At 53.7% G+C, this 12,798-nt stretch carries 9 protein-coding genes; all 9 read right to left on the reverse strand.

The features are described from left to right. Positions 1–190: 190 nt before the first annotated feature. A complete protein-coding gene (locus HGKM_RS00130; RefSeq protein WP_019133271.1) occupies positions 191–1,795 on the reverse strand; it encodes a helix-turn-helix transcriptional regulator in 1,605 nt (534 codons plus the stop codon). A gap of 21 nt (positions 1,796–1,816) precedes the next feature. After that, positions 1,817–3,136, reverse strand: coding sequence for an ABC transporter substrate-binding protein (locus tag HGKM_RS00135; RefSeq protein WP_019133272.1), 1,320 nt, complete (start codon positions 3,134–3,136; stop codon positions 1,817–1,819). A gap of 37 nt (positions 3,137–3,173) precedes the next feature. After that, positions 3,174–3,659 (reverse strand): LURP-one-related/scramblase family protein, encoded by a 486-nt coding sequence (locus HGKM_RS00140; protein WP_019133273.1) that lies wholly within the window; start codon positions 3,657–3,659, stop codon positions 3,174–3,176. A gap of 11 nt (positions 3,660–3,670) precedes the next feature. Then, the gene (gene asnA / locus HGKM_RS00145; protein ID WP_019133274.1) at positions 3,671–4,678 is read right to left on the reverse strand and encodes an aspartate--ammonia ligase; all 1,008 of its coding nucleotides are present in this window, start codon (positions 4,676–4,678) and stop codon (positions 3,671–3,673) included. A gap of 46 nt (positions 4,679–4,724) precedes the next feature. Then, positions 4,725–5,993 (reverse strand): MFS transporter, encoded by a 1,269-nt coding sequence (locus tag HGKM_RS00150; RefSeq protein ID WP_019133275.1) that lies wholly within the window; start codon positions 5,991–5,993, stop codon positions 4,725–4,727. A 192-nt stretch (positions 5,994–6,185) separates the two neighbouring features. Further along, positions 6,186–8,768: an ATP-dependent chaperone ClpB gene (gene clpB / locus HGKM_RS00160; protein WP_019133277.1), complete on the reverse strand. Its 2,583-nt coding sequence runs from the start codon at positions 8,766–8,768 to the stop codon at positions 6,186–6,188. A 9-nt stretch (positions 8,769–8,777) separates the two neighbouring features. Next, positions 8,778–9,737, reverse strand: coding sequence for a DnaJ C-terminal domain-containing protein (locus HGKM_RS00165; protein WP_019133278.1), 960 nt, complete (start codon positions 9,735–9,737; stop codon positions 8,778–8,780). A 178-nt stretch (positions 9,738–9,915) separates the two neighbouring features. Continuing rightward, on the reverse strand, positions 9,916–10,851 hold the full coding sequence (locus HGKM_RS08100) for a glycerophosphodiester phosphodiesterase (protein WP_019133279.1): 936 nt from the start codon (positions 10,849–10,851) through the stop codon (positions 9,916–9,918). Beyond that, positions 10,848–12,782 (reverse strand): ribosomal protection-like ABC-F family protein, encoded by a 1,935-nt coding sequence (abc-f, locus tag HGKM_RS00175; protein ID WP_019133280.1) that lies wholly within the window; start codon positions 12,780–12,782, stop codon positions 10,848–10,850. The genes HGKM_RS08100 and abc-f overlap by 4 nt, the downstream gene beginning before the upstream one ends. Positions 12,783–12,798 lie beyond the last annotated feature (16 nt).

Consider the following 12,798-nt stretch of genomic DNA (forward strand, 5'->3'; position numbering starts at 1 on the left):
CCTATGCGAAGACTTTTCCTGCTTATCTGACTCCATTGAACCACGTCGAAAAGGAGAAAGAAATTGGCCTCAGGTGTATTTTTAGGCAAATTCATGAAAATAGACCTTTGGTCTATATGAAAAAAATCACGGTTTAGCTGAGCTAAACCGTGATTTAATCAGGCTTTGGTGGAATATGATCATTTAAAGGTCAGTTTTGCGGCTTATCTACCTCATCGTCATCATTAGGGCCGACAATGTGATCGATCATCCCACAACCTTTAATCATATCCAAATAGAGGAGCAATTCTCCCCGGGAAGAAACATTCAATTTTTTGTAGATCCTTAAAATATGGTGCTTGGCCGTACTCTTACTGATAAAAAGGATGTCCGGCAATTCGTCCACACTATTCCCCTGGATCAGAAGGGTGAGGACATTCATTTCCGCCGGCGTCAGATTTTCGGTGGCCTGGATAAAGTCCCTGAATTTCTTGGAGAGATAGTCAGGAATCCGGTCATAGTTTTCCGACTTCACATTCTCCCTGAGTTTTCGGATCAATTCGTCGATTTCATAGAAGCCGATGGTCCCCGACTTCGGGTCGGAATCCTTTATAAATAGATTCTCCTGGTTTTCGATCATAGCCAAGCCTTCGGTGATAGGGGTAATGTATCGTTTGGTGAAGATCAAACCGCCCCCGATGGAGAAGAAGAGGAATAAAATGACGGTGACAATAATGGTCACCAGATTCTCCCGGAAATCCTGATCATAATCCTCTTTAGGGACCATAACGAGAAGCTGGGAGGGTTGTCCATTTTTCAACAAGGGAAGCTCCCTCACCAAACCCAAATAATTTCCCCCTTGACCGGAAAACTCCGTCAAACCCGACCCCTTTGTTTTCATGGTTAAGGGCGTTTTGGGCATATAGTAGTAGCCCTTTTCCGTCCCGCTCCCCAGGGCCATGTTGGCATCAACCTTCTCTCCCTGGATGGAATTTGGGAAGAACAAATTGGTCACTCTTTCAAACTTGCTGGGTTGGGCCAGCTTTTCTTTGAAGAATAACTGCTCCACCTCAAATCCGCAAATGCCGTAAAAACTCCCATCCCTTCCGATAATGGGCAAGGTGATGAGGATGACCTTTTGATCCGTTCCCGGTAGGGTGAAGACCGGGGTCATCCGGTAGGATTCATAGAGGGGGGCATGGCCTCGGTCCAGTCCAAAAAAATTGGGTTGGCCGGAAACATCGTATTCCAATTTCCACTTTCTATGGGGCATGGAATGGTGTTTCCTGGCCACATCGACATCCCCTCGGTAGGTAATAATGGAGGATTCTCTGATGCTTCTGGAGTCAATCTCCAGGTAGAGACCACTCTTGAAATTTCCCTTCCTGTCCAACTTGGAATTGACGGTAGTATTCCATAAGACGAAAGCACCGGAAACATCGGCCGCATACATGGAATTTTTGATATCTTCAAAAATCGCATCCTGGGCCTGGGCCAGGAGGGCCTGGCGGTCCTTCAGGTCCTGAAATGGAATCCCCTCTTTTTCCAACAAGTCTTCCATCTTCTGACTGGCTGTCTTGGAGAGGTCCATGGCGGAAATGGCGGCCTTCCCGAAATATCCCTTGATCTCTTTTTTCATCACGGAGCTCTGCAAGTCGAGGTTTTTTTCGTAATTGTATCCGACGTCCTTGAATTGTCCGATGAGGGTCATGGCAACAAGAATATAAACCAGGAGCATCCCTGCGAACATGAGTAAGTATTCGAAGAGCTTCCGGTACATGGAATTCTTATTACGTTTTTTGATGACTTTAAACAAAGGACAACTCCTTGTTCTTCTTTATTTGCTCAAGCCTTCCCGGCATTCTTCCACCAGGGTCTTGGCCTCTTCTCCTTGAGTATATCTCTTTTCCCAATCTTTTTGGTGGAGCTTGATAAAATCATAGAAGCTTTGGACCTTGTTGTAATCATAGGTCTCCGGCAAAAAGGCATAGGTCTCTTTCATTTCTGACATGGCCTGATATTGTCGTTGGTAGCTTTGATTTTTGAAGGAAAAATCGGATATTTTCTGGAAAGCTTCCTTTCGAATGGGCATATAGCCTGTTTCGGCCACAAATTTCAGGTTTCTCTCCCCTTCGGTAATCCACTTGGCAAAAATCGCCGCCGCCTTGGCCTTGACCTCTGTTGTTTTATAGGCACATAGGCCAGTTCCTGCCAGGGTATCAATCCCTTTTCCGCCAGGGCTTATGGGAAGGGGAAGGACCTGCAAGTCCATGTCTTCCGAGGTGTTGTCCGGATAGGTGACGACATCGTTGTAGTAGAGGATGGCCGCGCTGGAGCTGATGCCGGCCATGGTCTCCCCGGTCATCATCTGGGTGTTGGCGTAGAGGTCGGAAACGACAATGTGTCCCTTGACCAGGCTGGACAAGAACCGGTCCAGAGTCTCATGGAATTCTTGGTTACCCGGATCATACCAGCCCTCGTTGTTATGGATTTTCAAGCCGGGATATTTGGATAAGCAGGCCAGTTCTACATCTCTCAAGATATAGTCCAGGGCACAAAAGGGCTTGCCCCCGGACCAGGTATAGAACTTTTCAGCGGCATCAAAAAATCCATCCCAGGTTTTCAGTTGATCATAGTCCACACCGGTGGCCTTGGAAAAGCGGTCGAACATGCTTCCATTAATATAAAACATATGGGTGGACTTGGAAAATGGTAGGATAACTAAACGCTCCTCCCTCATCCCATCGTTCAAAAAATCAGGAACGAAGTCATCCAATTCCTCCGGAGAAAAATAGTCCTTCCAGTCGACCAGGTTCTCAATGCCCAAATCATCCGCATTTCCGATATGGCAGAAGAAGAGATCAGGCATGGTCTTGGATCCGGAATTATCGGCCTGGGCATCCAAGAGGGAATTCCCGATTTCCGCGGAATTGGAATAGGCAGTCACATTGATTACGATCCCCTTTTCCTTGCCGACCGTCTCATTGAATTCATCCACCAGGTCATCCATGGGGGTGGTTGCCTGTTCCCCATAAACATGCCACATGGTTAAAGATACCGGCTCACGGTTTTTGTCGCCGCAGGCGGTCAGGAGGAGACAGGAAAGAAAAAGGAAAGACAAGAGAAAAGATAAGCTCTTCCATCGATGGGTTTTCATTTTTTCACCTCCAAAAAGATAAAAGAAAGCTCTTATTCTAGCGACTTTCGGCCATATCAATCAGGTGGTCCACCACAATCATGAGGGCAACCAATTCTTCTTCAAACACAGGGTCATATACGATGATTGTGAAGGTGTCACCCCAGGCCAGCCACTCCCGTTCGATATGACCCACCAGGTCCTCCCCATTGAAAATATCAAAGTCTAAGCTGAAGACTTCTCCCACCAGGCGGAGTTGGTAGTAGTCCGAGATGACAGCAATTCGCTGACGAAAGAGACTGAATTCCTGCTCCACCCGGAAGCCCGTCCCGTCGGAAAAATCCACGGTGTAGCTGGCCAGGAGGGTGGGCACCACCTTCTCGATAAGAAAGGAGAGGTCGGAGTTGAGTTTTTTCACCTCCACCCGGTGGCCAATGAAGGTGAAGTCCTGGTCCACCTGGTAGACCGGATTTTTATCCTCATCAAAAATTTGGTAGTCATCGACGATCTTAAAAACTTTTTGCTTAGCATAGAGCTTATACATGGCCCTTCTCCTTATAACAGGCGGATTCCCGCCGCCTTGCAAGCCCTCCTGGTTTCCTCATCCCAAAGGCTGGCCTGGACCTCGCCGATGTGGGCGGTCCCGATCATATACATGCAGAGACGGGACTGGCCGATCCCCCCGCCGATGGTCTGGGGGTAGTTGCCGGCGAAGAGGTTTTTGTGATAAGGAAGGCTTCTTCTCTCCTCCGCCCCGGCCAGACGGAGCTGGCGGTCCAGGCTTTGGGGGTTGACCCGGATCCCCATAGAAGAAACTTCAAAGGCATCGTCCAAGATCTCATTGTAAAAAAGAATATCGCCGTTGAGGTCCCAGTCATCATAGTCGGGGGCCCGGCCGTCATGGGGTTTGCCCGAACGAAGGGGACCGCCAATCCCTTGGATAAAGACCGTCTTTTTCTCCCGGCAGATAGCCCGCTCCCTTTCCTTAGCGGTCAGGTCGGGGTAGAGGTCCTCCAATTCCTGGCCGGTGATGAAGGTAACCTGGCGGACAATCTCCGTGTCCAGAGAGGGAAAGCGGGACTTGAGAAGGTGGTTGACATTGCAAATGGAATCCACAATCCTTTGGACCGTCTCCCGGAGGAAGTCGGTGTTCCGGTCCTCCTCCCGGATGACCTCCTCCCAATCCCACTGGTCAACATAGATGGAGTGGATGTTGTCCAGGTCCTCATCCCGCCGGATGGCGTTCATGTCGGTGAGGAGGCCCTCATAAGTGGAGAATCCGTAGCGACCCAAGGCTTCCCGCTTCCACTTGGCCAGGGAGTGGACCACCTCCCCTTCCTTATCCAGGGCGGGGATGTCGAAGGCAACAGGACGTTCCTTGCCCGAAAGGTTGTCGTTAAGGCCGCTGTCCTGGGCGACGAAGAGAGGGGCCGAAACCCGCTGGAGGTTCATGGTGGTGGAGAATTCGGATTGAAAGGTCTGCTTGATATAGTCAATGGCCCGCTGGATCTCATAAGCATCTAGCTTGGGCCGGTAGTTTTGGGGAATGAAAATCGGGGACATGAGTGCCTGCTTTCTGTGGAGAAAAAGGAAGGGTGAAAAAAAGGACTTAAACGATGACCTCCCGGCCAACCTTGTCCGCCTTGGCAAAGAAGTAGAAGCCGAAGATGAAGAGGATGACCAGGGCCAGGATGCCCAGGTTCTGCCGGCCTGTGGCCTGGGAAATGGCCGAAACCATCAGAGTTCCGGTGATCGAGGCTCCTTTTCCGAAAATATCATAGATGCCGAAGTATTCGCCGGACTTCTCTTTGGGGATGGACTGGGCGAAATAAGATCGGGACAGGGCCTGGACCCCGCCCTGGAACATGCCCACGCAAACGGCCAGGAACCAAAATTCCCAGACCTTGTCCAGCTGGACGGCGAAGAGGGTGATGAGGGCATAGGCCACAATGCAGACCTTGATCAAGAGGCCGTTGTCATACTTGTTGGAGAGCTTGCCGAAGAGGAGGGCAAAGGGGAAGGCCACAAACTGGGTCAAAAGGAGGGCCAAGAGGAGCTGGGTGGAATCCAAGCCCAGGGAACCCCCGTAGGCCACAGCCATGTCGATGATGGTGTAGACGCCATCGATATAGAAGAAAAAGGCGATCAGGAAAAGGAAGGCTTTTTTGAAGTGGCGGAGGTCCAGGATAGTTTTTCCCAGGCCCCGGAAGACCTGGCCCAGGGACCCTATGGTCTCGGAAGCGTAGTATTTCTGTTCAAAATTCTTGTAGAGGGGGATGGTGAAGGCCAGCCACCAAATGGCGTTGATGATGATGGCCCCGCCCATGCGGAACTGCATGGACAAACCGATCTTTTCCCCCATGAGGATGAGGATTAGAGAGAGGATGAAGGGGACGGTGGAGCCGATGTAGCCCAGGGCATAGCCGTAGGAGGAGACTCGGCTCATCCGTTCCGGCTCGGTGATGTCCGTCAGCATGGCATCATAGAGGACCAGGCTGGCCTGGTAGCCCACCCGGGCAATGATAAAAAAGGCCAGGAACTGGAACCAGGAAAGGGGGAGCATGAGGGCCATCATGGTCAGGACTCCAACTGCCACGGTCATGGCGAAAAGCTTCTTTTTCTTCCCCCGGACATCGGCCATGGCCCCGAAAATCGGGCCCAGGATGGCGACAATGAGGGTGGTGATGGCGGTGGCGTAGCCCCAGTAGGCCAGGGCCATGTGGGGAGCCAGTCCCCCGCCCTCGGCCAGGGAATTAAAGTAAATGGGGAAGATGGTGGAGACCAGGAGGGTGAAGGCGGAATTTCCGATGTCGTAACCGATCCAGGCCTTCTCCAACTTGGTCAGTGGATACTTGGATTTCCTTGCTTTATCTGTCATTTTGGTCCCCCTTGGGATATGTGTTTTTTATACTGTCGGCAGGCATCCTCCTTGCCCGCCTTAGTGAATGATCTAAAAAAATTATAACCCAAAGCGAGGGACTTTACCTCCCCCCAAGCGGATTCACCCTCTTCATGGGATAAAAAAAGTCGCCCGACTCCGGAGAGTCGGACAACTTTGGTTGCGATTTGCTTATTCTTGGGCTCGGAAGGCCAGCTGGCCATCTTCCACAGTCATGGTCACTTCCTGGTCAGGAAGGATGGTCCCCTCCAGGAGCTTCCGTCCCAGGGAGGTCTCCACATGCTTCTGGAGATAGCGCTTGACCGGACGGGCGCCGAATTGGGGGGAGTAGGCTTCTTTTAGGATGAGGTCCTTGGCCTTGTCGTCGGCATGGAGGCCGATTCCCAGGTCGGCCAGGCGGTCATCGATCTTTTCGATCTCCAGGTCGATGATGGCTTCCACCTCTTTCTTACCCAGGGCCCGGAAGAGGATGATGTCATCGATCCGGTTGAGGAGCTCGGGCCGGAAGACCCGGCGGAGGTCTTCATTCACTCTTTCCTTGGCCTCCGAGCTGATCTCCCCGTCCTCCCCCATGCCCTCCAGGATATATTCCGAGCCGATGTTGGAGGTCATGATAATGACGGTGTTTTTGAAATCCACCGTCCGCCCCTGGTTGTCGGTCAAACGGCCGTCATCCAGGACCTGGAGGAGGATGTTGAAGACATCAGGGTGGGCCTTTTCAATTTCATCAAAGAGGACCACGCTGTAGGGGTGGCGGCGGACCGCCTCCGTCAGCTGGCCCCCTTCCTCATAGCCCACATAGCCCGGGGCCGACCCGATCAGGCGGGAGACCGAATACTTTTCCATGTACTCGGACATATCGATCCGGACCATATTTCTTTCATCGTCGAACATGGATTGGGTGAGGGCCTTGGCCAATTCCGTCTTCCCCACCCCCGTGGGGCCCAGAAAGATGAAAGACCCGATGGGCCGGCTGGCATCTTTTAAGCCGGAAGAGGACCGAATGATGGCATCCGAAACCGCCTGAACTGCGGTGTCCTGGCCGACCACCCTTTCCTTGAGTCGGAGGGGGAGGTCCAGGATCTTGTCCTTTTCGCTTTGGGTCAGCTTGGCGACCGGGATCCCGGTCCATTTGGAGACCACTTCAGCGACTTCCTCTTCCCCCACTTCTTCCTTGACGGCGGATTCATCCTCATCCAACTTCTTGTTGGCCCGGTCCAATTGGACCTTAAGGTCGTTGAGCTTGCCGTAGCGGAGGGCGGAGGCTTTTTCGTAGTCGTAGTTTCTCTCCGCCTCTTCAATCTCATGGTTGACCCGGTCCATTTCTTCCTTGAGGTCGGTGGTCTCCTCCAGGGCCTTCTTGGAGTTTTCCCAGGCAATATAGCCGGCATTGTATTCCTCTTTGACCTGGGCCATCTCCTCTTCCAGCTCCTCCAAACGGCGTTTGGAGGCTTCGTCACTTTCCTTGGTCAGAGCCACCTTTTCAATCTCCAGCTGGAGGATCCGCCGCCTCTGGTCATCCAGTTCCTGGGGCATGGAGTCCAGGTCGGTCCGGACCATGGCCGCCGCCTCATCCATGAGGTCAATGGCCTTATCCGGGAGGAAGCGGTCGGTGATATAGCGGTCGGAGAGGGTGGCCGCCGCAATGACCGCCCCATCGGAAATGCGGAGGCCGTGGTGGAGTTCGTACTTGGGCTTGATCCCCCGAAGGATGGACACGGTGTCCTCCAAGGAGGGCTCATCCACCATGACCTTCTGGAAACGGCGCTCCAGGGCCCCATCTTTTTCAATATACTCCCGGTATTCGTTCAGGGTGGTCGCCCCGATCACATGGATCTTCCCCCGGGAGAGGGCGGGTTTCATGAGGTTGGAGGCATCCATGGCCCCGTCTGTCCGTCCGGCTCCGACAATGAGGTGGAGCTCATCGACGAACATGATAATTTGACCCTGGCTCTCCTCCACTTCCTTGAGGACGGCCTTAAGCCTTTCCTCGAATTGGCCCCGGTATTTGGCTCCGGCCAATAGGAGGCCCAGGTCCAACTCGTAGATCATAGTTTCCTTCAAGGAAGAGGGAACGTCGCCGTTGACGATTCGCTGGGCCAGGCCCTCGACCACGGCCGTCTTCCCCACCCCGGGCTCACCGATGAGGACGGGGTTGTTCTTGGTCCGCCGGGTGAGAATCCGGATAACATTGCGGATCTCCTCATCCCGGCCGATAATGGGGTCTCCCTTGCCCTCTCGGGCTTGGGCCGTCAGGTCCCGGCCGTATTTTTCCAAGACATCCTCGGTCTCTTCGGGATTGTCCGAGGTCACCTTCCGGGACCCCCGGATGGAAAGGAGTTTCTCTTTAAAAGTCTTCTTGTCCACCCCATATTGGTCGAAAATCCGACGAGAGGGGATGTTTTTCTCATCCAGGAGGGCCAAAAAGAGGTGGTCCACAGAGATGTAATCATCCCCCATCTCCTTGGCCTCATCCTCCGCTTTAAGGAGGACCCGCTGGAAGATGGCATTAGGGTAGACCTGGCTCTGGCCTTCCTGGACGGGGAGGTTATCTACCGCCCGGCTAAGGTCCGTTTGGTAGAGTCTGATGTCGATGTTCATGGCCTTGAGGACCCGGGCTACCAGCCCATCGCTATCCATGGTCAAGGCCAAATGCAAATGGAGGTCCGTGACCTCCGGGTTGCCATTTTTTACCGCCGCTTTTTGGGCATCTTGGATGGCTTCCAAGGATTTTTGTGTGAATTTTTCCTGCATAGTGTCCTCCTAGACGCCCTTCATGGCGTCTTTGTATTGCTTTTCCATCTCCGGGGATAGGCGGTCCGGGTTTTTGATCATGATGCGGAGGTAGAGGTCGCCTTTGTTCTTCTTCCGGTCCTGGTAGCCCTTGCCGGGAATTCGGATCTTCTGTCCCGACCGGGACTTGGCCGGCAGCTTGACCTTGAGCTTGCCATGGAGGGTGTCGATGGTCTTTTTCCCTCCGAAGTAGGCCTCCCAGGGGAGAACCTCCAGGTCCATGGTGATATCCAAGCCCTCTAATTCGTAGGGGGTTTGGATGTGAACCTTCAAAAGGAGGTCCCCATCCAAGCCCTGTTTTTCTCCATTCACCTTGATCTTTTGTCCTTCCTTGATTCCGGCCGGCCACTTAACCAAGATATCCTTGTGGACGCCTTGGATGGTAAAAGCCAAAGTCCGGCTTCCCCCTCCAAAGGCCTCTTCCAGAGATAGGGGTAAATCGCTCTGATAGGCGGGCGACTGCCTCTTTGCCTTGGTCCGACCTCCTTGGTGAAAGAGGTCGCCCAGGTTGCCAAAGGGAGAGGATCCTCTACCACCCGACCCGGAAAAACTTCCCGTTCCGGCCCCTTGGCCTCCTCCGAAAATCAGGTCGAAGAAATCCGAAAAACCGCCGGCCCCTCCGGAGGTTGAATAGGTGTAGGTCCCTCCGCCATTCCGGAAGCCGGAGAATCCAAAATCACTGGGATCAAAATTCTGCCCGGCCTGGAAATTGTAGTTGGAACCGAAGGTATCGTATTTCTGTCTCTTTTCTTTATCGCCCAGAACTTCATAGGCTTCGTTGACTTCTTTAAATTTCTCATCGTTCGAGCGGTCGTCGGGGTGCAAGTCGGGATGGTATTTCTTGGCCAGTTTTCGATAGGCCTTTTTGATGGCCTCCTGACTGGCCGACCGGTCGACCCCGAGCGTCTCGTAGTAGTCTTTATATTTCACTTGCTCCTCCTTTTTGACCATCTTTGACTATTACTAGTATACGCTTTTCAGCCGGAGATTTCAAGGGTTTAGGCGAAGTTTTAGCACTCTTCCACTTCGATTGATAATTCTGTATAAAAAAAGACCGGGTCCCCTTGACTAAGTCAGGGAAACCCGGCTCTGTTTTCACTACTTGTCTTTAGATCATCCGCTCCAAGAGCTTCATGACCAGGAGGGCGGCCAGGGCGGACAGGCCCACGGAGATGGCCATGGACACCAGGATACCAACAAAGCCTCCTTTCGTCTTTTCCTTCTTCTTTCGTCCCAGGGGGAAGCGGGTCTTTGACTTGCCTTCCTCCTCTTCTTCCTCCTCATCAGGAAGTTCAGTGGCCTTTTTCAAAATCACCTTATCATAGGGATTTTTTTCGCCCAGGGCTTCCCTCATCCCCTCCACATCCCGGGTTAAGATCCCCTGGATGTCAAAGGTCTCCAGTCGGCGGAAGGCGGAAAGGCGATTGACGGCAAAGGGCCAAACTTCCAGCCCCATCCCCCTGGCCTGGCTGACCAGCTTTTCGTTGACCAGGATCCGGTTGGGGAGGATAGCCTCCAATTCCAGGGAGGCAAGCTCCTCGAAGAGGTCCTCTTCCAGGCTATCCGCCAAGATGGCCAGTCGGATGTCCTGGTGGAGGTCCCTGAGGATCCGGAGGGAGGAGGCCCGGGTGGAAGCCAGAATGACCCGGTCCAAAAGATCAAACTCCTCAACCAGGTCAAGAACCGCCTCCTCCATGCCGGGATAAAGGAAGTGGTTGTTCTTCATGTGGATGATGGTGGTATGGGGGAGGTCCTTGGCCCATTCCAAGTATTCCCTCAAAGAAGGAATGTGGAGGTCGGTCCGATCCCGGTAGATTTTGAAGGAATAGGACTGGAGTTCTTCCAGGGTGTGGTGGCGGACAAAGCCCACCCCGTCAATCATCCGGGATTCGGAATCATCGTGAAAGACGACCAATTCCTTGTCCCTGGAAAAGTGGACGTCCAATTGGATGGCGGTTGCCCCCTCCAGGATGGCTTCCCGGAAGGCCGGCATGGTATTTTCCGGTGCATTCTTATCCACACCGCGGTAGGCTATGATCTTCATTCCTCTTCCTCTCCTTCCAGTTCCATCGATAGGGAGAGCCAGCGGTCACTGGCTTCCTCAATCTTCTTTTGAATGGTCTCCAGCTGGTCATGGACCACCATGGCCTCTTCATAGTCCTCATAAATCGCCGGGTCCAGGGCTTGGGCCTGGAGGACTTCAGCCTGGGCCTGGAGGTCTTGGATCTCCCGGTCCAGGTCCTGGATCTGGGCCCGGGCCTTTCGGACCTCCTCCTTCTTCATCCGCTTCTTCTTCTGGATTTTCTTCTTCTGGGTCTGGGTCAGGCCTTCCCCGGCCTCCTCTTCTTTGCCGTCCGCCTCTTGACCGGCCAGGAAGTCATCGTAATTCCCCAGGCTGGTCACCATCCCTTCCGGCGTCAGCTGGAAGATGTGGTCGCAGACGTGGTTGAGGAAGTAGCGGTCATGGGAGATGACCAGGACCGTCCCCTCATAGTCGATCAAGGCCTCCTCCAGGATTTCCCGACTTTCAATGTCCAGGTGGTTGGTCGGCTCATCCAGGAGAAGGAGGTTGGCATTGGAGAGCATGAGCTTGAGGAGGGCCAGGCGGGATTTTTCGCCCCCCGACAGGTCCCCAACCACCTGGAAAATATCATCGCCAACGAATTGGAACTTGGCCAGGTTGGACCGGACCCGGTAGTGGTCCATCTGGGGGTAGGCATCCCAAAACTCATCGATCACCGTCTTGTCATCATCCAGGTTGGCCTGCTCCTGGTCAAAATAGGCCGTTTTCACCGCAGACCCGAAGCTGACCCTCCCCATGTCTCCACTCATCTTATCCAGGAGGATCCGGAAGAGGGTGGTCTTGCCCACCCCGTTCTCCCCGACCAGGCCCACCTTCCATCCCTTTCCCAGGTAGAAGCTGACCCCTTGAAAAAGAGGACGACCGTCGAAGGACTTGGCCAGGTCCTCCACCTCCAAGACATCCCGACCCGACTCATAGCGGGGAGTCAGCTTGAACCGCATATGGGGGTCCTGGTCCGGTGGCGCCTCCACCAGGACCATCTTGTCCAGGAGCTTCTGCCGGGACCGGGACTGGGCAATCCCCCGCTTGCGGAGGGACCCTCCCTGCTTGGACAGGCGGTCGATGATCTCCTGTTGACGGGCGATTTCCGCCTGCTGGTTCTCATAGGCGTGGCGGAGGACTTCCAGGTCCTTGGCCCGCCTTTGAGTGTATTCCCGGTAGCCGCAGTTATAGGCAAAGAGCCTGCCCTTTTCGATGAGGAAGATCCGCTGGCAGATCCGGTCCAGGAAGTACCGATCATGGGAGATGAGGAGGACGGCTCCCTTGAAATCCACCAGGAAGGATTCCAGGAAGCGGATGGCCTGGATATCCAGGTGGTTGGTGGGTTCATCCAAAAGAAGGATATCCGGCCGACCCGACAGCATCCGGGCCAGCTCCAGGCGGGACTTCTCCCCGCCGGAGAGGACGTTGACCGGGTCGTCAAACCGGTCCTCCCCAAAGCCCATACCCTTGAGGATCCCCCGAATTTCAGAGATGTAGGAAAGGCCTCCCTCCTCCTCGAAGCGTTCGGTCAGGACCTGGTAGGAGGACATGACCCGAGAAAGTTCCTCTTTGGTCAGGTCCTCCCCCATCTGCTTTTCCAAATCCCGGAGCTTGTCCTCCACCTGGAAGGCTCGCCAATAGGCCTTCTTGCACTCCTCAAAAAGGGAGTTGTCCGATTCGATGTGGACGTTCTGGGCCAGGTAGCCCAGGCGGAGGTCCCCCTTCATGGAGATTTTTCCGGAGTCCGGATCTTCGATAGAGGTCAGGAGGCGGAAAAGGGTGGTCTTCCCCACCCCGTTTCCCCCGATGATCCCGATCTTGTCCCCTTGGTTGACCTGGAAGGAGATCCCCTTCAGGATCGGCTTGATCCCATAGGATTTTTTTAGGTCTTGTACACTGATTACTGCCATATGTGGTTCTTTCCTT

Source organism: Kallipyga massiliensis ph2 (genome assembly GCF_000311985.1).
GTDB classification, from domain to species: domain Bacteria; phylum Bacillota; class Clostridia; order Tissierellales; family Peptoniphilaceae; genus Kallipyga; species Kallipyga massiliensis.

Bases quoted from the DNA above. Each gene is read 5' to 3' on its own strand.
- HGKM_RS08100 (WP_019133279.1), bottom strand. From the start codon at position 10,851: ATGAAGATCATAGCCTACCGCGGTGTGGATAAGAATGCACCGGAAAAT.
- HGKM_RS00140 (WP_019133273.1), bottom strand. From the start codon at position 3,659: ATGTATAAGCTCTATGCTAAGCAAAAAGTTTTTAAGATCGTCGATGAC.
- HGKM_RS00150 (WP_019133275.1), bottom strand. From the start codon at position 5,993: ATGACAGATAAAGCAAGGAAATCCAAGTATCCACTGACCAAGTTGGAG.
- clpB (WP_019133277.1), bottom strand. From the start codon at position 8,768: ATGCAGGAAAAATTCACACAAAAATCCTTGGAAGCCATCCAAGATGCC.
- abc-f (WP_019133280.1), bottom strand. From the start codon at position 12,782: ATGGCAGTAATCAGTGTACAAGACCTAAAAAAATCCTATGGGATCAAG.
- HGKM_RS00135 (WP_019133272.1), bottom strand. From the start codon at position 3,136: ATGAAAACCCATCGATGGAAGAGCTTATCTTTTCTCTTGTCTTTCCTT.
- asnA (WP_019133274.1), bottom strand. From the start codon at position 4,678: ATGTCCCCGATTTTCATTCCCCAAAACTACCGGCCCAAGCTAGATGCT.